This window comes from Mesorhizobium sp. B2-4-19, assembly GCF_006441315.1.
GTDB lineage: Bacteria > Pseudomonadota > Alphaproteobacteria > Rhizobiales > Rhizobiaceae > Mesorhizobium.
Map to the genome: position 1 here is coordinate 56718 of NZ_VFUV01000024.1, position 23839 is coordinate 80556.

General features: G+C 65.5%; 21 protein-coding genes and 1 pseudogene. 8 read left to right on the forward strand and 14 right to left on the reverse strand.

From position 1 onward, the window contains the following. Positions 1–60 precede the first annotated feature (60 nt). Genes FJ546_RS28600 through FJ546_RS28610 form a run of 3 tightly spaced genes read left to right on the forward strand, consistent with a single transcriptional unit; the run spans position 61 to position 5285 of the window. Positions 61–4191 carry a Pls/PosA family non-ribosomal peptide synthetase gene (locus tag FJ546_RS28600; RefSeq protein WP_140892434.1) on the forward strand — a complete coding sequence of 1377 codons (4131 nt, stop codon included), beginning with the start codon at positions 61–63 and terminating at the stop codon, positions 4189–4191. Further along, on the forward strand, positions 4188–4643 hold the full coding sequence (locus FJ546_RS28605; protein WP_140892436.1) for a GNAT family N-acetyltransferase: 456 nt from the start codon (positions 4188–4190) through the stop codon (positions 4641–4643). Before FJ546_RS28600 ends, FJ546_RS28605 begins: the two co-directional genes overlap by 4 nt. A gap of 3 nt (positions 4644–4646) precedes the next feature. Then, a complete protein-coding gene (locus FJ546_RS28610; RefSeq protein ID WP_140892437.1) occupies positions 4647–5285 on the forward strand; it encodes a 4'-phosphopantetheinyl transferase superfamily protein in 639 nt (212 codons plus the stop codon). A 7-nt stretch (positions 5286–5292) separates the two neighbouring features. On the opposite strand, the gene FJ546_RS28615 is transcribed toward FJ546_RS28610, so the two are convergent. From FJ546_RS28615 to FJ546_RS28625, 3 genes are all read right to left on the reverse strand, one after another. Continuing rightward, positions 5293–6387 carry a KamA family radical SAM protein gene (locus FJ546_RS28615; RefSeq protein ID WP_140892439.1) on the reverse strand — a complete coding sequence of 365 codons (1095 nt, stop codon included), beginning with the start codon at positions 6385–6387 and terminating at the stop codon, positions 5293–5295. A gap of 212 nt (positions 6388–6599) precedes the next feature. After that, complete coding sequence (locus FJ546_RS28620; RefSeq protein ID WP_140892441.1) at positions 6600–7496, reverse strand: NmrA family NAD(P)-binding protein; 897 nt, start codon at positions 7494–7496, stop codon at positions 6600–6602. Further along, positions 7493–7675, reverse strand: a complete 183-nt coding sequence (locus tag FJ546_RS28625) for a DUF1127 domain-containing protein (protein WP_140892442.1) — start codon at positions 7673–7675, stop codon at positions 7493–7495. The genes FJ546_RS28620 and FJ546_RS28625 overlap by 4 nt, the downstream gene beginning before the upstream one ends. A gap of 218 nt (positions 7676–7893) precedes the next feature. Between FJ546_RS28625 and FJ546_RS28630 the strand changes: the two genes are divergently transcribed. Next, positions 7894–8805: a transcriptional regulator GcvA gene (locus FJ546_RS28630; RefSeq protein ID WP_140892444.1), complete on the forward strand. Its 912-nt coding sequence runs from the start codon at positions 7894–7896 to the stop codon at positions 8803–8805. A gap of 76 nt (positions 8806–8881) precedes the next feature. Here FJ546_RS28630 and FJ546_RS28635 read toward each other — a convergent pair whose 3' ends face one another. From FJ546_RS28635 to FJ546_RS28645, 3 genes are read right to left on the reverse strand one after another with little or no spacing between them, the layout of a single operon-like run. After that, entirely contained in the window at positions 8882–9094 is a 213-nt protein-coding gene (locus FJ546_RS28635) for a 4-oxalocrotonate tautomerase family protein (RefSeq protein ID WP_010910572.1), read from the reverse strand. 30 nt (positions 9095–9124) lie between these two features. Continuing rightward, positions 9125–10018 (reverse strand): SDR family oxidoreductase, encoded by an 894-nt coding sequence (locus FJ546_RS28640; RefSeq protein WP_140892445.1) that lies wholly within the window; start codon positions 10016–10018, stop codon positions 9125–9127. A 10-nt stretch (positions 10019–10028) separates the two neighbouring features. Beyond that, positions 10029–10787, reverse strand: coding sequence for an SDR family oxidoreductase (locus FJ546_RS28645; protein ID WP_140892447.1), 759 nt, complete (start codon positions 10785–10787; stop codon positions 10029–10031). Positions 10788–10891: 104 nt separating this feature from the next. Here FJ546_RS28645 and FJ546_RS28650 point away from each other — a divergent pair, with 104 nt between their 5' ends. Then, positions 10892–11785 carry a LysR family transcriptional regulator gene (locus FJ546_RS28650; RefSeq protein ID WP_140892448.1) on the forward strand — a complete coding sequence of 298 codons (894 nt, stop codon included), beginning with the start codon at positions 10892–10894 and terminating at the stop codon, positions 11783–11785. Positions 11786–11905: 120 nt separating this feature from the next. Next, positions 11906–12841 carry a hypothetical protein gene (locus FJ546_RS28655; protein ID WP_140892450.1) on the forward strand — a complete coding sequence of 312 codons (936 nt, stop codon included), beginning with the start codon at positions 11906–11908 and terminating at the stop codon, positions 12839–12841. A 102-nt stretch (positions 12842–12943) separates the two neighbouring features. On the opposite strand, the gene FJ546_RS28660 is transcribed toward FJ546_RS28655, so the two are convergent. The 5 genes from FJ546_RS28660 to FJ546_RS28680 all read right to left on the reverse strand — a co-directional run bounded on the left by FJ546_RS28660 (position 12944) and on the right by FJ546_RS28680 (position 17766). After that, positions 12944–14062: a substrate-binding protein gene (locus FJ546_RS28660; RefSeq protein WP_140892452.1), complete on the reverse strand. Its 1119-nt coding sequence runs from the start codon at positions 14060–14062 to the stop codon at positions 12944–12946. A gap of 74 nt (positions 14063–14136) precedes the next feature. Further along, entirely contained in the window at positions 14137–14409 is a 273-nt protein-coding gene (locus FJ546_RS28665) for a hypothetical protein (RefSeq protein WP_140892453.1), read from the reverse strand. Between the two features lie 90 nt (positions 14410–14499). Next, positions 14500–16077 carry an HD domain-containing phosphohydrolase gene (locus FJ546_RS28670; RefSeq protein ID WP_140892455.1) on the reverse strand — a complete coding sequence of 526 codons (1578 nt, stop codon included), beginning with the start codon at positions 16075–16077 and terminating at the stop codon, positions 14500–14502. 347 nt (positions 16078–16424) lie between these two features. Further along, on the reverse strand, positions 16425–17297 hold the full coding sequence (locus tag FJ546_RS28675; protein WP_140892456.1) for an NmrA family NAD(P)-binding protein: 873 nt from the start codon (positions 17295–17297) through the stop codon (positions 16425–16427). Positions 17298–17343: 46 nt separating this feature from the next. Continuing rightward, positions 17344–17766 (reverse strand): DoxX family protein, encoded by a 423-nt coding sequence (locus tag FJ546_RS28680; RefSeq protein WP_140892458.1) that lies wholly within the window; start codon positions 17764–17766, stop codon positions 17344–17346. Positions 17767–17884: 118 nt separating this feature from the next. Here FJ546_RS28680 and FJ546_RS28685 point away from each other — a divergent pair, with 118 nt between their 5' ends. Next, positions 17885–18790: a LysR family transcriptional regulator gene (locus FJ546_RS28685; protein WP_140892459.1), complete on the forward strand. Its 906-nt coding sequence runs from the start codon at positions 17885–17887 to the stop codon at positions 18788–18790. A gap of 137 nt (positions 18791–18927) precedes the next feature. On the opposite strand, the gene FJ546_RS28690 is transcribed toward FJ546_RS28685, so the two are convergent. Further along, complete coding sequence (locus tag FJ546_RS28690) at positions 18928–20484, reverse strand: serine hydrolase (protein WP_140892461.1); 1557 nt, start codon at positions 20482–20484, stop codon at positions 18928–18930. A gap of 174 nt (positions 20485–20658) precedes the next feature. Between FJ546_RS28690 and FJ546_RS28695 the strand changes: the two genes are divergently transcribed. Beyond that, positions 20659–22305: an acyl-CoA synthetase gene (locus tag FJ546_RS28695; RefSeq protein WP_140892463.1), complete on the forward strand. Its 1647-nt coding sequence runs from the start codon at positions 20659–20661 to the stop codon at positions 22303–22305. 69 nt (positions 22306–22374) lie between these two features. On the opposite strand, the gene FJ546_RS28700 is transcribed toward FJ546_RS28695, so the two are convergent. Then, positions 22375–23220 (reverse strand): hypothetical protein, encoded by an 846-nt coding sequence (locus FJ546_RS28700; protein WP_246687005.1) that lies wholly within the window; start codon positions 23218–23220, stop codon positions 22375–22377. Between the two features lie 40 nt (positions 23221–23260). Further along, a pseudogene (locus tag FJ546_RS31380) lies at positions 23261–23839 on the reverse strand (hypothetical protein); the annotation flags it as partial.

A 23839-nucleotide genomic window follows, 5' to 3' on the forward strand; every position in this document is an offset into this window, starting at 1 on the left:
AAATGCCTGCTCGAACGGCGGCATGAACAGCCGGGCGATGCGCGGCCAGGACGAGAAAGTATGGAAATGGATTACGGTGTCGACATTGCCAGCCTGGACAGGGACACGGCACGACCAGGCGCGGAGCCCGAAACCGGGCTGGCCCCAAATGGGCTGGCGGGCGTCGATACCCTTGCAAGGGGCGCTCAGCGGGCCGCGCATGGCCAGATTCTGACCGGCGCCGATTTCGCGCAGGCCGGCCAGCCCGACGAGCGGCTCGACACGTTCTTCGAAGAGCTCGCCGCAACATTCGCCACCTTGCCGGCGGTGATCTCCGACGGAAATGTCTGGACGTATCAGGAGCTGGACAGCCGTGCCAATCAGTTCGCCCGTGTGCTGATCAAGCGCGGCGTGCGGCCGGGCCACCGGGTCGGGCTCATTCTCGACCGGTCGGCGGAGACCTATGTCGCCTTGCTTGCCGTCGTGAAGGCGGGGGCCGCCTTCGTGCCGCTGGCCACCGCCTTTCCGCAAGAGCGCATGGCGCTCATCATCGAAGACGCCAGCGTCAGCCTGATCGTCACCATCGCCACCTATGCGTCGCGGGCCGACCAGCTGCCGGTCCCCCATGTGCTGATCGACAGCGCCGCCGCCGAGATCGCCAAACAGCCCAGCGCGCCGCTGAAGCCGCAAAAGGCGACGGCGGAAGACATTTGCTACATCCTGTACACGTCGGGAACGACCGGCAGGCCCAAGGGCGTGGCCATCCGGCACCAGAGCTTTGTCAACTTCATCCGCGTCGCCGCCGCATCCTACGGCTACAGGCCGGGCGATCGCGTCTACCAGGGCATGACGATTGCCTTCGACTTTTCCTCCGAGGAGATCTGGGTGCCGTTCGTCGCCGGCGCGACCGTGGTGCCCGCGCCCGGCCAGATGCCGCTCGTCGGCGAGGAACTGGCGGATTTCCTGCGGTATCATGAAATCACCTGCATGGCCTGCAGCCCGACGCTGCTGTCGTCGATGACATCGGATGTGCCCAGCCTGCGCACGCTCCTGGTCGGCGGCGAGGCCTGCCCGCACAATCTGGTGGTGCGCTGGTCGACGCCGGGCCGGCAGATCCTCAACACCTATGGCCCGACCGAGGCGACCGTCACGGCAACGATGGGCGCGCTGACGCCGGACAAGCCCGTCACCATCGGCGCGCCGCTGCCCACCTATTCCATCGTCATCCTCGACCCGTCGCTGCCGGAACTGACCGAGCCTGGCGAACTGGGCGAGATCGGCATTGCCGGCATCGGGCTCGCCGTCGGTTACCTCAACAGGCAGGACCTGACGGAACAGAAGTTCATCGCCGATTTCATCGGCCTGCCGAACAACCCGTCGCAGCGCATCTACCGCACGGGCGACCTTGGCCGGATCAACGGCGATGGCGAGATCGAATATGCCGGGCGCATCGACACCCAGGTCAAGATCCGCGGCTATCGCATCGAGCTCGGCGAGATCGAGGCGGTGCTGCTGGACCAGCCGGAGATCGCGCAGGCGGCCGTCACCACCTGGGAGATCGAGCCCGGCCGCGTCGAGCTCGTCGCCTACTACGCGCCCAAGGCCGGCCAGCCGGCGCTCTCGCGCGCCGATCTCGCCCAGACGATGAAGCATCGCTTGCCGGACTACATGGTGCCTTCCTATCTGGAGGAACTGCCAGCGATCCCGATGACGGTCTCCAACAAGGTGGACCTTCGCCAGTTGCCGAAGCCGACAAGCGTGCGGCTTTCCGCCGACCGGGAGATGATTGCGCCCGGCAATGACGACGAACGCTTCCTGGCCGAGGCGCTGGCCGCGGTGCTGAAATTCGACGAAGTGTCGGTCGAGGACAATTTCTTCGACGATCTCGGCGCCAACTCGCTGCTGATGGCGCATTTCTGCGCGCGTGTACGCACTCGCAAGGAATGGGCGACGACGTCCATGCGCGACATCTATCTCCATCCGACAGTGGCGCGCCTGGCCAAGCACCTGAGCGTCTCGGAAGAGGTGACGACCGCCACCAACGAGCCTGTTCTCACCCGCCAGGCATCGAATCTTGCCTACTGGACCTGCGGAATGGCGCAGTTGCTGTTCTACGGGGTCTACAGCTACGCGGCCCTGTGGGCGATCAACATCGGCCTCAACTGGATGTATGAAGCGCTCGACGATCCGCTGCAGCTCTATGTCAGGTGCGTGGCGCTGTCGGCCGGCGTGTTCTTCGGCATGACGGGCTTTGCCGTCCTGGCGAAATGGGTGCTCGTCGGCCGCTGGAAGGCCGAAGCCTTCCCCATCTGGGGCCTGCGCTACTACCGCTTCTGGGTGGTCAAGACCTTGATCCGCACCGCCCCCGTCGTGCTGTTCCGCGGCAGCCCGCTCTACAGCCTCTATCTGCAGCTTCTCGGCACCAAACTTGGGCACAACGCCGTGATCGAATCCAAATCCGTACCGGTCTGCACGGATCTGATCTCGATTGGCGCCAACACCATCCTGCGCAAGGAATCGATGATCCTCGGCTATCGGGCGCAGTCAGGCTATATCCACACCGGACCGCTGACCATCGGCCGCGATGCCTTCATCGGCGTGGGTTCCACGCTCGACATCGACACCAGCATTGGCGACGGCGGCCAGCTCGGCCATTCGTCCTCGCTGCAGCGCGGTCAAAGCATCCCGGACGGCGAACACTGGCATGGGTCGCCGGCCGTGCCGGCCACGGCGGACTATTGCAAGGTGCGCAATGTAAATCCTTACCAGGTCCGGCGCTTCCTCTATGAGGCCGTTCAGCTGGTGGGGCTGTTTGCCATCGTCACCCCACTGCCATTCCTGTTCCAGAGCTATTGGGAGAGCGTCGGCGACGACTACCAGGAGACGATCGGCCTTGTCGCGGTCGGCACCACGGTCACGCTTTTTGGCTATATCGCCGTGGCCTTTCTCGTGGCAACGCTGGTGCCCCGCTTGACAAACCTGGTTCTGAAGCCAGGCCGTACCTATACGCTTTACGGTTTCCGCTACTGGCTGCAGACCGTCACCGAATTCACCAGCAATTCCCGCGTCCTGGGGCTGCTGTTCGGCGACAGTTCGGCGATCGTCCATTACATGCGCGCCATCGGCTGGAACCTCAACAAGGTGGTGCAGACCGGCTCCAACTTCGGCTCCAACCAGCAGCACGAAAACCCGCTTCTGTGCGAGATCGGCACCGAGACCATGGTGTCGGACGGCCTGTTCATGATCAACATGCACAAATCCGCCTCGGCGTTCCGGCTCGAGCGGACGCGCATCGGCGAGCGCAACTATCTCGGCAACAACATCTACTATCCACCGGATGGACGCACGGGCGACAACGTCCTGCTCGGCACCAAGGTGATGATCCCCATAGATGGGCCGTTGCGCGAGAATGTCGGGCTCCTGGGTTCGCCTGCCTTTGAAATCCCGCGCATGGTCAACCGCGACAAGGAACTCATCGCCGGCGTCGACGAGGCGGACCGGCGCCAGCGCATCCCGCACAAGGACCGTCACAATCTAGTGACGATCCTTCTGTTTCTGGCAACGCAATGGGCCATGCTGTTCGCCACGCTGGCAATCTGGGATCGGGCGCTGAACTACTACACCGAATGGGCTGAGGTGGCGCTGTTCGTCGCCGTGCTCCTGACCTCGGCGATCACCATTCCGTTCTACATCCTGGTCGAACGGGCAAGCCTTGGCTTCGGCAGGCTGAAGCCGCAGATGACGACGATCTATGATGTCGCCTTCTGGCGCCACGAACGCCATTGGAAGCTTGCCGATTCTCCGATCGTGCGGCTGTTCGCCGGCACACCATTCCGGCCGATGATCCTGCGCATGCTGGGCGTCAAGGTAGGCAGCCGTGTCTATGATGGCGGAGCCAACCTCACCGAGCGCTCGCTGGTCGAGATCGGCGATGATGTCACGCTCAACGAAGGCTGCGTCATCCAGGCCCACTCGCTGGAGGAAGGCGCGTTCAAGTCCGACTACATCCGCATCGGCAAGGGCTGCACGCTCGGACCGTCCGCCTTTGTCCATTACGGCGTCGTGATGGGCGAAGGGTCGGTGGCCGACACCGATTCCTTCGTGATGAAGGGCGAGGAGCTGGAGCCCTACTCGATCTGGCGCGGCAACCCGGCCAAGCTGCATCGGTTCGTGATCCCGGTCACGAATGACGGCGCCAAGGCGTCGGCTTGAAGGCCGGAGAAATCCGTCTCGCCCCGGTGACCAAGGCCAACCGGGCCTTGGTAACGTCGCTGGAACTGGCGCCGGAGCAGATGGATTTTGTCGCTGGCAACGCGGAGTCGCTGGAGGAGTCCCAATCCGACGAGGACGCGCGGCCCCGCGCAATCATGGCCGGGGATCGCATCGTCGGTTTCCTGATGTACGACGCGCCGGAAGATGACGACGAGGCGCGCATCTACCGCTTCATGATCGACCGCGCCTGGCAGGGCAGAGGCTACGGCAAGGCCGCGTTGCGCGCGGTGCTGCACGAGATCGGCGGGCTCGGTCACGTCAGGCACGTCTCGATCTGCTATGAACCGGAGAATGAAGCGGCACGCCAGCTCTATCGCACCGCCGGTTTCGTGGAAGAAGGGCTCGACGAGGATGGAGAAATGATCGCCGACCTCGTCCTGCCGAGGGGATGACCATTGACGCGGCCACCCTCCCCTGAAGCCGCGCTGACCGAGGCGATGGCGGCAATCGCGCCCCGGAATGTCCTGACCGGATGCCGGGTGATAGGCGACGCGGACGAGGCCCATCTGCTGCCCGAGGAAGCGCGCTCCATGCCCGCGCGTCAGCCGGCCATGCGGCGCGCCAGCGGCGCCGCCCGCTGGATCGCGCACCGGCTGCTGGCCGATGCCGGCATCAGCGACCTCGCCATCCCACGCGCGCCATCCGGCGCTCCGGTCTGGCCGGACGGGATAATTGGCTCGCTTGCCCATGACGACGAGATGGCCGTGGCGGCGGTCGCGCCTGTCGGCGGTATCGTCTCTCTCGGCATTGACGTCGAGCCCGCCGAACCCTTGCCCGACGACATTTTCGCGATCGTTGCAACGGGCGCCGATCGCACCGGCGCGGCGGACCCGCGGCTTGCCGGCCGCATCCTCTTTGCCGCCAAGGAGGCGGTCTATAAGGCGGCCTACCCGCTTGATCGCCAGGTGCTGGGCTACGAGGATATCGCCGTGGACCTCGATGCCGGCCGCGCGACGACCAAGACCGGCCGCAAGGTCAGCCTCGCCTACTGCGTCGCCCCGCGCGTGGTCGTGTTGGCGTTTGTCGGAGAATAGCGCGGCTCTATTCGCCGACAATCTCCCGATAGGTCCTCACCGCGCCGTCCTGACCGCGTATCCGCCAGGTGTCCCCGTCACGGCCCTCGATAGGACATGGCCCGAGCGGCACCTTGCCGCCGCCTTCCGGCAGATCGAGCACATAGACGGGATTGCAGATGCCCGACAGGCGCGCCCGCAGCGCTTCCACCAACGCCTGGCCCTGCGCGATCGTCGTGCGCCGGTGCGCCATGCCGCGCGCCAGGTCGCCATGGTGCAGGTAATAGGGTTTTACCCCCAGCCGGTACATCAGCTCGCGGCAGAGATCCTCCAGCACTTCGACACTGTCGTTGACGCCCTTGAGCAGAACGCTCTGGTTGAGCAGCACGAAGCCCGCCCGCCGCATGGTGCGGCAGGCCACCTCGGTCGCGGGCGTGATCTCCCGCGCGTGGTTGAAATGGGTGACGACGGTGACCATCAGCCGGCCCTGCAGCGCAGCGACCAGCCCTGATGTGATGCGCGACGGCAGCGCCACCGGCACGCGCGTGTGGATGCGCAGGAGCCGCAGATGCGGGATGGCCTCGATGCGCGCGAAGATTTCGGCCAGGGCCTTGTCGGGCAGCGACAGCGGGTCGCCGCCGGTCAGGATGACCTCGCGGATTTCGGGATGATCCGCGATATAGGCCAACGCCGGCTCCAGCGCCTCGCGCGTATAGCCGCGGCCGATCGAGGTGAGCGATTCCTTGCGGAAGCAGAACCGGCAATAGACCGCGCATTGATAGGTCGGCAGCAACAGCACCCGGTCGGCATGGCGGTGCGTCAATCGCGGCACCGGGCTGAACTCATGGTCGGCGATCGGATCGCCAAGCTCGCCCTCCACCTCCTCCAGTTCTTCCGGCGACGGGATGACCTGCGCGCGGATCGGATCGGCCGGGTCATTCCAGTCGATCAGGTCGAGATAGGCTTTTGGCGCGCGCACCTTGTGGCGGCTGGCGGCCTCCTGTGCAGCAGCACGCTCGGCCGGCGACAGCGGCAGGCGATCAAGGTCGCGCGCATGGCGCACGCCCTGGCGGACATCGTCCTGCCAGTCGGGGGCGCGGGTTGCATCTTCAAGGTCGGTCATTGCAGGTCTCGGAGTGGTCGCGCGGACCTATCGGCCGTAAGTAGGCTTCCGTCAACAACCGCGCTTGTCGCAGATTGTCTCGCGGCATGGGGAACCTAGGTGCTGCAGCGCCGCGCAGACCCCCACCCCGCTGCGTCGCAGCGACCTCCCCAAGGGGGAGGGTGAGGAACCGCCCTGCCCTCCAGCGGACAGGTTCGTGACACACAAGCTGATCACCCAGCCATTCCACCCCTCGCCGCCATCGCCACAAAAGCACTCTCAATGCTCTCGAACCTCAGCTGCGGGTAAAGCGTACCCGCCTCCGGCGTGTCCGTTTCCAGCGCGGTCTCGCCACGGATCCAGAACGCCCGCAGCAGACCGAGGCCGGGGACTGCCGCGATCAACGCCTCCAGCTCCTCCGCGCTCATCTTCACGACGCGCGGCGAGCGGCCGCTGACCCGACGCCACAGATCGATCATCGCCCCCTGCGTGATCACGTTCCGCGCGATGCGGATCTCGCGGCGGACGGCATTGGGATCCTCCAGCGCGCGCATGGTGACGGCGGCGATGTCCTTCTCGCTGACGAAGGTCGCCGGGACAGCGCCGTCGCCATAGAGCGTCACCTCGTCCGGCGGCAGCACGGCCGAACCGAAGCGCGTCAGGTCGCCCAGCGTCGCCACCCAGGTGGAGAAGAAGCCGTTGGTGTAGATCACCGTATAGGGCAGATCCGCCTCCCTGACCGCGTCGAACACGGCCCTCTTGATGTCGAGCGGTGCGATCGTGCCGGGGGCGGCGGCGGCAAAGTCGAGGCCGAAGCCGGCGGAGGGCACGAAGCGGGAGACGCCGACATCCCTGACGGCGCGCACAAGCGTCATCTCGCTGGCCGAACCGACATGCACCGAACTGATGACGCGGTCGACCTTGCCGACGGCGCGCACAAGGCTGTCATAATCGTCGAGATCGCCGACATGCACCGTGGCGCCCAACTCCCTGAGCGGCCGCATCCGCTTTTCATTGCCTGAAATGGCTGCCCGAACCAGGACATGCAGGCTGTCGCCATTGCGCGCGCTGGCCTTGGCCATTTCGCTGCCCAGAAGCCCCGTCGCGCCGATGATCAGGGTGCTGGTCATTTCCCCCTCCCATGGTGCAAGATCGAACCGTCCCAGTCGCGCTCCAGGCCGATGTCCTGCAGGCGGCGGTCGGAAAACCGGGAAATCCGGCGCAGCACGCGGCGGCACTCGAATGCCGCCGTGCTGCGCGTGGCAAGGCCGCTCATCGCGGCGCCGATGGGTCCAAGGGTCATTCTCATTGTCTGTCTCCTATATGGTCGTCATGGCGCGAACGTGCCGGTGCCGCCCATCGGGCAAGCATGACGATCGCTCACACATATCGTTGGTCGTTCAACGCATCTGAGAACCGGAAAGGTCGAGATCGATGCGCGGTACGCCCTGATATTGGGCATTTCCGGGCTGGACGACAAACGACTCTTTGTGCAGGATTTGTGATTACCGCTCACAGGTCGAGATCATGCCGCGAAGATTGCCGCCCCTCACCGCCCTGCCCGCCTTCGACGCCGCCGCCCGGCATCTGAGTTTCTCCAGGGCGGCCGACGAGCTCAACCTCACCCATGGCGCGGTCAGCCGCGCCATCCGCAACATCGAGGACAGGCTGGGCATCCAGCTGTTCGATCGGGGAACGCGATCCGTGCGCCTGACCGCCGTGGGCGCGGCCTATGCGGTCGAGGTCGGCAAGGCGCTCGACCAGATCGCCGTCGCCACCATCGCCGCCACGCCCGACCGCTCGACGCGCATCCTGAGCGTCTCGACGTCGGACGGCTTCGCCGGCCGCTGGCTGGTGCCGAGGCTGCATCGCTTCCACCGCGCCAATGCCGATATCGACGTGCGGCTGGCGACCTCGGGCGTGCTGGCCGATTTCGTCAGCGACGGCATCGACATCGCCATCCGCTACGGCAAGGGGGGCTACACCGGCGTGACGGCGGAATTTCTCGCCGACGAGGAGGTCTTCCCGGTCTGCAGCCCGGAACTGCTGCAAGGCGAACATCCGCTGCGCCGGCCCGGGGACCTCAGGCACCACAAATTGATCCATGACGCCTTTCGCATCGACTGGGCGACATGGCTGCAACAGGCCGGTGTCGATGGCATCGACCCCAAGCGCGGCGTGCGCTTCGATTCCGCCACCTTCGCCGTCGAGGCCGCCGTGCATGGTGAAGGCGTGCTGCTCGGCCGCAGCGCGCTGGTCTCGGCCGACCTCGCGACGGGGCGGCTGGTGCGGCCCTTCGACCTCGCGCTGAAATCGGCGGCCAGCTACTACCTCGTCTATCCCGAAGGCGCGCTGCGCCAGAAGAAGATCAGGGCGTTCCGCGACTGGCTGTTCGCCGAGGTGGCGGCCGACTGGGTCGGGATGTCTCGGAGGGATTGAGCAGTGCCGCGCTGACCCCCACCCCGCTGCTTCGCAGCGGGGTGGGGTTGCTGGCGCAAACCTTTCAAGACCTGCGCTACTCCTTCGCGCGATAGGCTTCCGGTATGACGAACACCTCGTCGGCCCGGCCATAGCCGCCGTCGGCGACCTCCTCGACCAGCACCATCGTGGTGGGCCGCACGCCTTCGCCGAAAAAGTCGACGAACATGGCTGTGGTCCGATGGATGAGATCTTCCTTCTGCGCCTTGGAGAGTGCGGCCTGCGGCAGCTTGATGTTGGCGAATGGCATGATCGTTTCCTTTCTGTTGGGGTTGGGTTTTCAGGCTTTGGGATGGAGCAGGTCGACAAGGCCGATCCGTTCCAGCAGTTGCGCGCGCAGGCGGTCGGCAACGCCGTTGACGATGGCCGCGCCATCGTCGGAGGGATCGATATGAATGCGCAGCGGGCGGCTGCCATGCGGCATGGCGATGAGACCGACGATTGCCTCGGCAACCTCGGCCGGATCGGCATCCGCCGGCTCAAGGGATGCAAGCCCCTTCAGCGCCTGCTGGTCGGCACCGGCATAGGGCCCGGACCAGTAGGCGCCGGCACGCTCGGCATCGCCGGGCGCCGCCGCGTGATGGAAATGCTCGGTGCCCCTGGTGAAGGCGCCCGGCACGACGATGGTCGTTTCGATGCCGAAGCGGGCGAGTTCCAGCGCATAGCTCTGCGCCAGCGCGTCCATGCCGGCCTTGGCGGCGAAATAAGGCGCGAGGAAAGGCGGCGTGCCACCGCGCGTGCTGCTCGAACCGACCCAGATCATCTGCGCCCGGCCGAGGGACCGCATATGCGGCAGGGCCGCGCGGTTGACGCGCTGCGTGCCGACGACGTTGACGTCATAGAGCTGCGCCAATTGTTCGGGTGAAAACGCCTCGGCCGGCCCGAAACCCATATGCCCGGCATTGTGGATCAGCACGTCGAGCCGGCCGGCCTCGCTGAGAATCCGCCGGATCGCCGCTTCGGCAGAGGCATCGGAGGTAACGTCGAGCGCGATGGGCTTGAGCGCCACACCCTCGTCACGCGCAAGCGCGTCCATTTCGGCTGCCGCGGCGCCGCCACGCGCCGCGGGATCGCGCATCGAGGCATAGACCGTGTGGCCGGTCCTTGCGAGCGCCCGCGCCGTCATGGCGCCAAAGCCGCTGGAGGCGCCGGTGATCAGGATTGTCTGTTGCATGTCAGCCTCCTCAGATCGCGCCGCCATTGGCACGGATGATTTGTCCGTTGACCCAGCCACTGTCAGGTCCGGCCAGGAACGAGACCACGCCGGCAATGTCGTCGGGCTGGCCGAGCCGGCCGAGCGGGATCATCTTGGCCGTAGCCTCGATCTGCGCCGCGCTCTTGCCGTCCATGAACAGCGCGGTCTCGACCGGGCCGGGCGCCACGGCGTTGACCGTGACGCGGCGTCCGCCAAGTTCCTTGGCCAGGATATGCGTCATCGCCTCGACGGCCGCCTTGGTGGCGGCGTAGACGCCGTAGCCCGGCTGCAGGAAGCCGACGACGCTGCTGGAGAAATTGACGATGCGGCCGCCCTCGCGAAGGCGTTTCGCGCCCTCGCGCATGCCCCGGAACACACCGCCGAGATTGACCGCGATCTGTGCGTCGAAGGACGCATCGTCGGTCTGCGCGATCGGCGACAGCTTGATGATGCCGGCATTGTTGACCAGCATGTCGACGCCGCCGAACGCCTTTTCACCGGCATCGAAAAGGGTGGCGATGCCCGTGGGATCGGCGATGTCGGCCTGTACGGCGATCGCCTTGCCGCCTTCGGCTTCGATCGCGCCGACGACCGCTTCGGCCTCGGCGCGGCCCCGTGCATAATTGACGACGACGGCGAAGCCGTCGCGGGCGAGCCGCTGCGCGATCGCCGCACCGATGCCCTTGGAGGCGCCGGTCACGATCGCGGTTCTGATTGGGTCGCCCGTATTTGTCTGCTGGTTTGTCATGGAAGTCTCTCCGTATTGCTGGTGACACGGATATAGACGCAGCCATCTTCCGGGATAATCAGCCGTCACTTGACATCACTATTCGGAAACTGCGAACAAAGACCATGGATCGCCTGGACACGATGCGGCTCTTCGTTCGCGTGCTTGAGCGGCGCAGTTTCACCGCTGCCGCCGCCGATCTCGGCCTGCCGCGCTCAACCGCGACGGAAGCGATCCGCCGGCTCGAGCAACATCTCGGCGCACGTCTGCTGGAGCGGACGACGCGGCAGGTGAACGCCACGCAGGACGGCGAGGCCTACTACCGGCGCTGTCTGTCGATCCTGGCCGAGATCGAGGACGCGGAAGCCGCCTTCCGCAAGGCCGAGCCCTTCGGCCTGCTGCGCATCGACGCCAGCACGCTGCTCACCCGCACCTTCCTGCTGCCGCGCCTGCCGGAGTTTCTTGCGCGCTATATCAGGATCGACCTGCAGATCGGCCAGAGCGACCGGCTGGTCGATCTCGTGCGCGAGGGCGTCGATTGCGTCATCCGCGTCGGCGAGCCGCCCGACAGCGGCATGATCATGCGCCGGCTGGGGATGATCCGCGAGATGACGTGCGCCAGCCCAGCCTACCTCGAACGTCACGGCGTGCCCGCCTCCCCCGACGCGCTCGACGGCCATCAGGCTGTGGGCTTCGTCTCGTCGCGCACCGGCGAGGTGCTGCCCTTCGAATTCACCGTCAACGGCAAGACCCGCGAGATCAGGCTGCCGGGCCGCGTCGCCGCCAACAATTCCGACACCGCCGCCGATCTGGCGCGGCTCGGCCTCGGCCTCATCCAGGCGCCGCGCTATCGCTTCGAGAAGGACCTTGCTCAGGGCACGCTGGTCGAAGTGCTGGCCGACTGCCCGCCCTCGCCGACGCCGCTGTCGGCGCTCTACCCGCAGAACCGCCAGCTCTCGCCGCGCCTGCGCGTCTTCCTCGACTGGGCCGCGCGCATCTTCGCCGAGGCCAACCTGTAGGATGCGGCCATCGGTCCGTGCCCATCATGGGTATCTCGCCGCCATCGGGCCCATCGCCGACGAAACCGTAGGTATTGAAGCAAAATAGCAGTATTCTGCGCGGGGTCTTGGGGAAAGCGGATGGATTTCAGCACGGGCCATGGCTACCTCCTCATCGGCGGCCTCATCCTGGTCGGCGCCGGGCTGCTCATCCTGTCGCTGATCGTCAATCTTGGCGTCGCCCACAGCGTGCGCAACGACGTGCGCCATCGCGAAAAGCTGCTCGAATATTATCGCAACATCTTTTCACAGCTGGGCGTGATCCTGATCGGCATCGGCGTGTCGCTGTTCATCTTCTTCTTCCAGCAGAACTATCAGGACCAGCGCCGACGCGAGACGGAGCTGCAGCAGGTTCTCGCCAAACTCGCCGCGCGCATTGCCCGCGGCGCGCCAGTGATGCAGTCGCTGGAAGAATTCGACGAGTTGCTGGATGAAGGCGGGCCCTATCTCAGCCCCCAGCTCGGCGGCAAGAACACCGCCGTCAGCCTCCACGGGACGGAGCTCGGCAAACAGGCGGCCAGGATCCTGCTGGTCGAGCGCGACGTCGATCTCGCGGACTTCGAGGTGCTGAACCTGTCGCGCGATTTCGAATCCTCTTTCGTCGTCAACGAACTCGATTCCAGGCTGTGGTTCGACATCGTGCGCGACGAGAGCGAGATCAAATACGCCACCACCCAGCTCGCCCTCGACTACAAGGACCTGCGGGACACGATCGGCGGCGATGCGGCGGAGGCAGCGGTCGCCGACCCGGAAAAGGAGAGCCGCGTCAAGCGGGAGGTGCTCGACATCTTCTACGATGCCGATCTGCTGCGCCAGCGCTCCAGGCAGCATCTGGCCCGCGCCTGCTGGCCGTTCAGCCAAGGGCGCGGCTTCGTCGGCGCGGCCCCGGTCAACGCGATCGAGGCCGATGCCAGGTCGCACCAGGAATGGCTCGATCGGTCGAAACCAGTGTTGTCGCAGGCGAAGTCGGGCAGCGGCGATTGCTTCACACTGCTCCGGTTCGGCCAGGGGTCTTGAGTTGGGGGCGATAGGCAAGGCCCGCTGCTCTGTGACAAAGCCAATCATTTTCAAAGACCGGGTTGGCGTCGGATGCGGACTGTCCGTTTCCGACGCCGCCAGTTACGCCAGTTCGTCGCTGAGCGCACGCTCGTTGGGATCAATCGAACCCAAGTTCTTCACAACCCGGAACCGACCGCCCTGCGCCTGCGCGATGTACATGTTCATGCGAACATGGTGCTGGCCGGGAACCATTTCGGCCGGTCCACCCGGTCCCTCGGCGATGCGGGCGTGATCGAGCGCCCGGATGACGGCGTCCCGCTCGGCACTGCCCGCTTCGTTCACCGCCGCTTCCCACATCTTGATCGCCCGGTAGTGCCCGGTGCATCCGCTGCCCGCGGTCAGGGTAGCCCCACCAGGGAACCGTTCACCGTAGCGGCGCCACAGCGCGCGACCGTACGGTTCGTCGAGTTCCTGGTAGTAGTCGAGGCAGCTGTAGAGGCCCTCGATCTGATCGGACGGCACCAGATTGAAGAAGTTCTCGTCGAAGTAGGTGCAGACGATCTTGCCGCCGCGTTTGCCGAAACCGGCCTTGTGCAACTCTTCGAGGAACGGCGTCAGGCCTGGCGGGACGATGGTGTTGAAAACCACGTCGGTGCCGCCCGCCATGATCTGCTGCACCGTCCGCCGGAAATCGACGGTGTCCAGCGGAAAATACTCCTCGCCGACGATCTCGCCGCCATTGGCGCGCACTGCCCGGCTCGCCGCCTTGTTCAGCAGATGCGGCCAGATGTAATCGGCCGACGGCAAATAGAACCGCTTCGCGCCGGTGCTGTTCATGAGCCATGGTATCAGCGGCTCGACCTGCTGGGCGGGCACGGGCCCGGTGCAGAAGATCAGGGGATCGTTTTCCTGTCCCTCATACTGCTCGGTGTAGATGTAGAGCGTCCTGCCCCGGGTGACCGCCTCGCTCTTGATGGCCAGGCGGGTCGAACTGTAGATGCCGCCGACGACCACGTCGACCTTGTCGACATCGACGAGTTTCGCCGCCTTTGCCTTGGCAACGCTGTCTGTGGTCTCGCCATCCTCGATGACGAGTTCCACCGGCCGGCCGAGCAAGCCGCCTTTGGCGTTGATATCGTCGACGAGCATGGTGGTGAGGTTCGCATTTGCGACGCCCATGAAAGACAATGGGCCGGTGAGTTCGGCGATAAGGCCGATCTTGACGGGTTTCGGATCCATTTGATTTCTCCAAATCTGGGGGTTCGTCGGGGGCGCGCCGCCGCCGGGCGGCAGGCGGCGCTCAGCGCGGGACATCAGGCCTCGTAGCGGCCGAGCAGCAGTGCCGCCTGCGGCTTGCCGACATGGCCGGCTTCCTGCAGGATCGCTGGCACCTCCGGATCGGACACGAAATTCTTCCAGCCCTCGGCGTCCCAGTCGAAGATCGCCCAGACGCGGTCGGGCTCGCTGGGGTCGCGGAAGACGGTCGCGCCGTTCGAGCCGTGCAGCCGGCGCTTGTCGGCGCCCTTGGTCGAAAAGATACGGATGAAGTGGTCGATATCAGCCACTTTGGTCGTTGCGAGAAGCATCTGATTTCCTCCTGTCGGTCGCGGCCATCATTGGCCTGTCGACAGGATCACGATGCGCGCCCTGGAGCGGGCGCGCATGGGGTGGATTCCCTATGCCGGCGTTTCGCCTGGTCGGACAAGGCCGTGCTCGACCGCGTAGAGCGCGGCCGCGGCACGAGTGGTCACGCCGATCTTGGCATAGACGCTCTGGATATGGTGGTCCGCGGTCTTGGGCGAGATATCGAGCTTTCGGGCCACTTCCTTCGCCGTAGGTCCGGCGGCGATCAGGCGCAGCACTTCGACCTCTCGCGGCGTCATTCCGGCCAGGGCTCGCGGCACGGCCCGCCGCGATGGCTGCCCGGCGAAGGACAATACGGCCTCCGCGGCGTCGGGGCAGATACAGCCGTCACGCACGGCGGCGCGCAGCTGGGCGGCCGCCGCCTCGCTGGACAGCGCCTTGCGGTGCGGACGTTCCTCTCGCGACGTCTGGAAGGCTTCGGCAGCGGCCAGGATCCTTGCCGCCGGGGACAGGTCCGAGCCGCCGACCTTGCGGTGATAGCCCGAGCCATCCAGGCGCTCGTGATGGCGAAGCACAAGGGCGGCCATCGCCTCGCCCTCGCGACCGAACGAGGCCAAAGCCCGCTCGCCGTAATAGGCGTGCAGCTGTGCCGCGTCGCGTTCGCGCACCGACAGCGGACCGTTGCGCATCCAGGTCGCCACCGGCACCACCAGTTCGCCAATGTCGTGGATGCAGCCCGACCAGCGCAGCGCGCGAACATCAGGGTCGGGCAGCCCGATCCGCTTGCCCGCACCCGTGGCCAGTTCCGACACCATCCTCGAATGGCCCTGCGTAAACGGCATGCGCATGTCGATCATGTCGGCTATGGCCAGGAACGCCTCATCGCAAGCCCCCTCGTCCAGCGTCACCGGCGGATCCGGCTCGAGCGCCAGGATGGTCTCGCGGTCGACCGTCGCGCCGATGCCTTCCATCAGGACCGCCGCGTTGGCCGAGACCAGCCGGGCCAGATCCGCTTCGTATGGACCGTCGCCGCGGCTGGCGACGGTTTCGGCCATCCCGTCGATGCCAACGGCATCGCTGAGCGCAATCGCATCCTGCGCCAATGTGATCAGGCGCACGGCGGGCAGCACATCCTCGCCGCTCAGCCCGCGCGGCAGGCCCTTGCCGTCCCAGCGTTCGTAGATCTGCCCGAGATTGCGCCGGATCTCGTCGGACAGGCCGAGCCGCTCGCCGATCCGCTGCGCGACCTCGCAATGCGCGGTGAGCACCGGGCGGGCCACCGCGAGCGCCTGCGACATCGCGGCCTCGATCGCCCTGGCCTGCGCGTCAGGCTCGAGATCGTAGTAGAATCGCTTGAAGGCCTGCACGAAGACCCTGCCCAGTTCCGCTCGATCGCCCATGTCGAGACCGACAAGATCCTGGCGCAGGGCGATCTCGTCGCCGAACGTGGCCGACAGAAGGTCCGTGTCGGCATTGCAGCCGACATAGCGCAGCATCGACTGATGGTAGGCGTTGCGCCGAACCTCAACGGAAACACCAGCAAGCTCGGCGATCCGCATTGCAAGCACGCAGGATTTCAGCGCGAAGTCGCGAGAATGGCCAGTGGCGAGGTCCGAGGCATAGGCCAGCACCATCATGAAGTCCGCCCGGCGTATCGAGACATCTGTCATCGCACACCCCCCAGTGATCCCTATGCTAGCCCCGTGCGCCGTCGATACCTAGGGGAAAAATCTCGAGCCGGATGCATATCCTGAGAGAAGCAGAGCGAAGCCGGTCGGGCAGCTTTACGCTGCGAATGGTCAGAAGTGGACGTTTAGGCATCCCGACTATATCGATTGTCCGATGCGGACGAGAGAAACCACTGTCGCCAGGCATTCTTGAGGCCCGCGAAAATGCGGCGCATTGTGGTCGGCAGGCGGGAATGGAAGCACCTCGCGTTGCCTTAACCGTTGAGCGCTTCCCCCCGCTTCCGACGCGAAGCGGGGAGTACCCGTCTCATGCTTGATTCGTCCAGGACTTACGCCTTGGCAGCGTTCCGGGCAGCCTCGAATACATCGCGTGCGGACGTCGTACCCGCTACGTGCTCCGTACCCTTGCCCCCGAGGGCCATCCATCCCGAGTTGACGGCCTCAAACATCGTTTCGGCCGGTCCTGTCTGGCCCTTCGGAATGCCGAACTGCTCGAATGCTGCTGGCCACTCTGCCCGCGGGACGGCAAATGCTTTGACGTCGAGCTTCATGACTTCACCCAATTGCGCGGCGACCTCATCCGCGCTCACCATCGAACCGAGTTCGATGACCCGATGCCCCGACCACGCCGGCCCGCTCAGAAGCCTTGCAACCTCAGCGCCGATGTCGTTGGTCGCGACCATGGTCGATTTCCGATTTGTCGGGTTGTAGTAGACGGGCAGCGTGCCGCCCTGGGCGACGTGCAAGCCGTAGAGGAAGTTTTCGAAAAACCCGCCGGCCCGTACATATGCGATCGGCAGTGTCAGGTCGCGAAAGCCCTGCTCCAGAAGCGACAGGGCCGTGATCATCCCCAGCCCGCTGGTCCTGTTCGCGCCCATCGACGAGAGTGCGACCATCCGCGGCGGCGGCGCCTTGGTGAGCGCCTCGACATAGTTCGCGATGACGCCCTTGGCTTCCCTGAAATCCGGCGAGGGAGCCCAGACGGCCGGCAGCATGATAAACGCGCCGTCGACGCCCTCGAGCGCCCGCTCGATGGCGGTCGCATCGTTCCAGTCGCCGTCGATCAGTTCGACACCCTGGTCCACCCACCTTGCCGCCTTCGCGCGGTCGCGGACCAGCGCGCGTAGCTTCTTGCCTTGCGCCAGCAAATGCGTTGCGGTGGCACCGCCAACATTTCCGGTGATTCCCGTCACTAAAAACATGTGTTTTCTCCTGATCTTGGGGACAGAGGAGACTGCCCCTATTGGTTCAACGGATGAGCGGCAGAACGGCGCGGATACGGGGATCGCGCGCGTAGAGGCCGCCCCATGTCATCGCGCCCAGAAGTAGGGAGATTATTTCCGGCGCCGACCCCAACTCACCGATGCGGACATGGGCGCAGATGGCACCTCCCAAGAAGCCCGTCACCAGGATCGCGCCGAGCACGGTGGTAGCCGGGATGGCGTAAAGGATGGCGCAGGCGAGTATGATCGGACCCACGACACGGGTCAGATCCATCGCGAAGCCGGTTTCCTGCAACACGCTTGCGATCAGTGCCGGCGCGAAAAGCTGAATGGTGCCATCTGCCGCCAGAGCGACAACGACAAACGCGCTCATGATCCGGCCCGCCCACAGGGCGCGATGCAAGGTCATAGTTTCAGGTCTCTGATGCAGGTTCATGGTTTCGGACATTTGTCATTCTGCGATGGGGGATCTCATGTTCGAAGCTTACTGTGCCTCCTAGGCGTGATAAACACCGAGGAAACGAACCAACTGTTCTCTTTTTGGGGAACAATTCCGAGGCACGAAAATGCAGAATCTCGAACCCATCCTCATTTTCATAACGGTAGCGGAAATGGGGAGCTTCACCCGCGCGGCGGATAGCCTGGGCATCCAAAAAGGGAGGGCCTCAACGGCGGTCCGAAAGCTGGAGGAAGATATCGGTGTCAGGCTCCTGCACCGGACGACGCGCAGTGTGCAATTGACGGAGGACGGACGCGCATTTCATGCCCGTGCCCGCGATCTGCTTGCTGAAGTGGATGACCTGCACTCGATGTTCGCAGGCGATCGCGTGGCACTTCGTGGGCGTTTGCGGGTCGATCTTCCGACCGAGGTGGCGCGCACAACGATCGTGCCGGCCTTGCCGGATTTCATGGCGACACATCCCGAGTTGGAGCTGGAGGTGTCGAGCACGGATCGACAGGTGGATCTGGTTCAAGAGGGGTTCGACTGCGTATTGCGGCTTGGCCCCATAAGGGACGAGACGCTGATTGCCCGCCCACTGGGCCTGTTGCGTATGGTCAACGCTGCCAGTCCCGCCTATCTCGCGCGCTTTGGCGTCCCTCGATCGCTAGAGGATCTCCAGCGTCAGGAACATCGGACAATTCATTTTTCGACGATGCTGGGCGCAAGGCCCCATGGATGGGAATATCCGGACGGCGACAGCTACGCGACGCTTCAGTTGCCAGGTGCGCTACACGTCAACAGCGCGCAGACCTACGAAGCCGCCGCCCTCGCCGGCCTTGGCCTGATACAAGCGCCGCTCTTGGGGATTGGTCGATACTTGGAGAGTGGCACGCTTGTGGAGATCCTACCCGATTTTCGTCGCCGGGCGCTCGCCGTGTCCCTCGTCGTGGCACATCGGAGCAATCTGTCGCGCCGGGTCCGCGCATTCATGAAATGGATCGAAGATGTGCTGACACCGTATCTGGAATAGAGAGACGAACATCTCCGGCCGGCGCTCGGAATCAACATTACGAGTTATGTCTGCCGGTCGGCGTATCAGGTTCGGAGATATCGGTTTTCGCAACCTTGTCCGGAGCCGCTCGTCGATCTCGTTTCCCCCGTCCGCCCTTAGTCGCCCACGCGCCGCAACGTACCCAGATGATTGTCGTCGAGGAAGCCTATGGTCATGGCTGACGCCTTGCCGTCGGGGCCGACGACGAAGCTCACGCCGGTTGGCCTGTCCGGTGTCTCGGCATCGGGGAAGGTCAGGAAAAGATCGCCGTCGTAATGCGCCAGGGAATAGGACCGGGCGCCGGCCGGGCCGACCTTGAGCACAAGGCCATCTCCGGCACTCGCCACGACAGCATCGCCGAAGAAGTCGTTGGCGTAGCGGCCGGCATAGGCATTTGCCGGCCTGGCCGGCCTTGCCGGAGATGGCGGCGCGGCATAGGTGGCCTTGGCCGCCGCGACCGCCGGGCCGAACATTCCGGCATAGAAGCCGTCCCATGCCTTGACCCAGTCCTTCTGCACCGAACCATCGAAGACGAGGTCCGCGAAACTGTCGGACAGCCCTTCCGGCACGCCGGTCGGGAAGGCGTTGGCGATGATGACGATGCCAAGCTTCTCCCGCGGGAAGATCGTCACCAGCGTTCGTGCGCCGACGCTGAAGGCACCGGCATGGCCCCAGCTCAGGCCATGCCGGCCGAATTCGACATTCCAGCCGAGGCCATAGAAGGACACCCCGCCGGAGACAGGGTTCTTGCCCCGCGCCATCAGCGGCACATGCGTCTGGTCCAGCGCATCGGCTGCTATCAGCGTCTTGCCGGCATAGACCCCGTTGCCGAGGACAAGGCGCACCCATTGTGAAAGATCGCGCGCGGTGGAGCTGACGCCGCCAGCGGGCGCCTGCGCATCGGGATTGCGCTCTATCTTTGCGGCCCAGGCGCCATCGACCTTGATGTGCAGCGCGGCACGATCGGCGTGCTTGACGAAGTCCGAATGACGGGAACTGGTCGAGGCCATGCCAAGCGGACGGTAGAGCTTCTGCTCGGCGACCTCCTCCCAGGACTTGCCTGTCGGCAGGACGGCCGCGACGGCGCCCTCGGTCAATCCGAAATTGCTGTAGGAGTAGCCGGCGCGGAAGCTCGACGATGGCGGCACCAACCGCAGGCGACGCAGGATCTCGGCGCGGTCGTAGCCTATGTCCTCGAGGTCGTCTCCGGCGGTGCCGGGCAGTCCGCTGCGGTGCGAAAACAGGTCGCGGACGGTGAGTTGGCTGGTCGGATAGGGATCGGCCAGCCGGAAGGCCGGATCGAGGTCGGCGATCTTCGAATCCCAGGACACGATCCCGTCGCTGACGAGCGCCGCCACGACGGTGGCGGAGACCGGCTTGGAGAGCGAGGCGATCTGGAACACAGTATCGGCGTCGACCGCCTCAGGCTTGCCGGCCTCGCGATGGCCGAAACCCTTCAGGAAGATCATTTCGTCGTCGTGCACCACGCCGATGGCGAGACCGGGCACCCCACCGTCCGCGACGGCGCCTTGGGCGAGCGCTTCGAGCTTCGACAGGGCATCAGCGATGCGCTCCGGCGTAATGGTTTCGGCCGACGCGGCACGCGGCCAAAGCGCCACTACGGCGATGCAGACCCAGATTCGCCAGTGGCAGAGGTTCCGATCCGGCCGCACGTCCGACCCTCCTCTCCTGCATTCACCTGGCTATGATACAGGCCGGTGCAAACGAGGCCAATGCCTGTCGCCCCACGGTCCACCTTCGTCGCAATCGACCGTCACCACGATTTCAGGCAATCTGACGGATGAAGGCGCGCCATGGGAGATGGGGCGCCGCCAGGGAGGACTGAGATGACCGGCTTGCCACGCTACGAGGACGCCGTTGCGGCCTTTCGCATCGAGGATGAAATCGCCAGGTTTGACGGCGACCCGGCGACCGGCATCAACGCCTATGTCGAATGCTGCGGCCGCCATACCGGTGAGAACCGGCTGGCGCTGCGGGCAATCTCGGCCGGCGGCGAACTCCGGCTGTTCAGCTTCGACGACCTCGCGGACATGTCGGGCCGCGTCGCCAACCTGCTCAAGGATGCAGGCGTCGGCCCCGGCGATGTCGTCGCCGGCATGCTGCCGCGCATTCCCGAACTCGTAGCGCTCATCCTCGGCACCTGGCGCATCGGCGCCGTCTACCAGCCATTGTTCACCGCCTTCGGCCCGAAGGCGATCGAGCACCGCCTCGGCTACAGCGGCGCCAAGCTGGTGGTGACCAATCCGGCCAATCGCGGCAAGCTCGACGAGATCGAGAACTGCCCGCCGATCGCCACCATTCTTGGTCCCGGCGATGCCTTGCCCCAAGGCGACATCGACTTCCGCGCCGCGCTTGCCTCCGCCTCCCCCGATAGCGAACCCGTCATGCGCAAGGGCGACGACCTGTTCATGATGATGTCGACCTCGGGCACGACGGGCCTGCCCAAGGGCGTGCCGGTGCCGCTTAGCGCGCTGCTGGCCTTCGGCGCCTATATGCGCGACGCCATCGGACTGCGCCCCGATGACGTCTTCTGGAACATCGCCGATCCCGGCTGGGCCTACGGCCTCTATTACGCCATCACCGGGCCCTTGCTGCTCGGCATCGCCACCACCTTCAACGAGGGCGCCTTCACCGCCAAAAGCACCTATGAAATCATCGAGCGGCTCGGCGTCACCAGCCTTGCCGGCTCGCCCACCGCCTTCCGTCTGCTGCTCGCCGAAGGGCCTGAAGCCGCCGCCCGCATCAAGGGCCGGCTGCGCGTGGTGAGCAGCGCCGGCGAGCCGCTGAACCCGGAAGTGATCCGCTGGTTCGACGCCCATCTCGCCGCGCCCATCCACGACCATTACGGCCAGACCGAAAACGGCATGATGGTCAACAACCACCATGGGCTTTCGCATTTCGTGCGCGCGGGCTCGGCCGGCTTTGCCATGCCGGGCTATCGCATGGTGGTGCTGGACGACGAAGGCAACGAGCTCGGCCCCAACCAGCCCGGCATCCTCGCCGTCGACATTGCCAACTCGCCGCTACGCTGGTTCGGCGGCTACCACCAGGCCGAGACGCCGGCGATCGCGGGCGGCTACCACCGCACCGGCGACACGGTGGAATATGAGCCGAACGGCTCGGTGTCCTTCATCGGCCGCGCCGACGATGTCATCACCTCGTCGGGCTACCGCATCGGCCCGTTCGATGTCGAAAGCGCGCTCATCGAACATCCGGCGGTCAACGAGGCGGCGGTGGTCGGCGTGCCCGACCCGCAGCGCACCGAGATCGTCAAGGCCTTCGTCATCCTGGCGCCCGCCTACAAGGCCAGCCCTGAGTTGGCCGAGGAACTGGCGCAACACGTCCGCAAGCGGCTCTCGGCCCACGCCTATCCGCGCGAGATCGATTTCGTCGCCGAATTGCCGAAGACGCCGAGCGGCAAGATCCAGCGGTTCCTGCTGCGGAAGGCTGAGGCGGAGAAGCGGAAGGGGTGAAGGGCCGCCTATGCCGGCTCAACTCGGGCGACGCCGGCGCAGCCGCGCGTGCCCTGTTGCAGATCGGTTCTATATTACCGCTATGACCCTGCCCGCCGCATCGAGGCGGCAACCGACTTGCGCTTGCCGGACTTCGATGCCACGGCGTCCTGCATAATCTATTCGCACCTGGATCGGCGCCGTCAGTGCACTCCCGCGTCCACGCAAGGCACCTGCGCTCACCGCGCGGACCCGCACGGCGCCAAGCGGCTTGGCGGCGGACAGGATCGCCGCGCGGCAGGCTTGCACGACCGCGACTGGCGTGCCGGGTTTCGCTTTCAGTGCTTCCAGGGGTGTAGAGGGATATCCTCTGGCGAGGTCGCCCTGACCGGCTTTGGAAGGCCTGAGGACGGGCGGCAGGGCGATCGATGGCCCGGCGGTCTTGGCAATGACGGTCTTGGCAGTGGCGGTCTTGGCAGTGGCGGTCTTGGCAGTGGCCGTCTTGGCAGCGGCCGTCGCGGCGGAACCGGTGCCTGTCGCGGCAGAACCGCTGGCTGTCGCGGCGGCCGAACCACCGGAAGCGGCCGCCGATCCGTTTCGGGCGGACGGATTGGCGCCCAGGCCGACACCTGTCGAAAGGCCTCCGCCTGCGGAGCCAACGCTGCCGCCGGCACTGACACCTGCGGAGCCGACATTACCGCCGGCACTGACGCCTGCGCTGACTGATCCGCCGCCTGCGCCGACCGAAGCGCCGACATTTGCTCCGCCGACACCACCGACGCTCGCGCCCACCCCTACGGACGCGCCTTGCGAACCGGCGCTCACTCCGGCACCGAGCCCGAGACCGCCGACCTTACCGCCTAAACCGGCATCGAGGGCCGAGGCAGGCCCGATCGCGATGCCGATCGTCAACGCGGCCGCGACATATTTTTTCACTGTCATCCTCCCTGCGGCGTGCATTTCGCTCACCTGTCTTTCACTGCGAGAGTGGGCGGGTTGGCAGCAATGCGGGGGGAAGAGCCATCGTTGCCAGCAGGACAGCTTGTGCTGACCTTGGACCCTTCACCTTCGGTTTTTTCGGCAAGCCCGGTTTATGGGCTGCGACCGGACGCGGCAGCGAACTCGCGAGCGCGCTCTTGGAAACACCTGCCTTGGGCGCGCGCGCAACGGCCGCGGTCCGACGTTTCTCCCTGATACTGTCGATTTTGGCGCTGTCGATTTCCTCGCGCGCGGCGCTGAGGCTGCGGGCCAGGCCGTTGGCCCTTTCACGCTCCTGGTCCAGCGCGGCGCTCAAATCCATCGAGCTCTGCTTCAAGGCGTCGCTTTGCTTGCGGGCAATGTCGAGGTCACGCATGGCCGAACCTGCTCGTTGACGTTCCAGTTCGAGCGCTTTGCGAGCCTGGTTTGAAACGGCGTCGGCCTGTTGTCGGTCCTTCACCGCCTTGGCTTGCTCCGCGGCGGCCAGATTTGCGCCTGTCTTGAGCGCATCGATTGTCTGACGGGCCGTGGCGAGTTCCTGTTCCAGCAGCCCGACCTTATGGCGCTCCTCATCCAG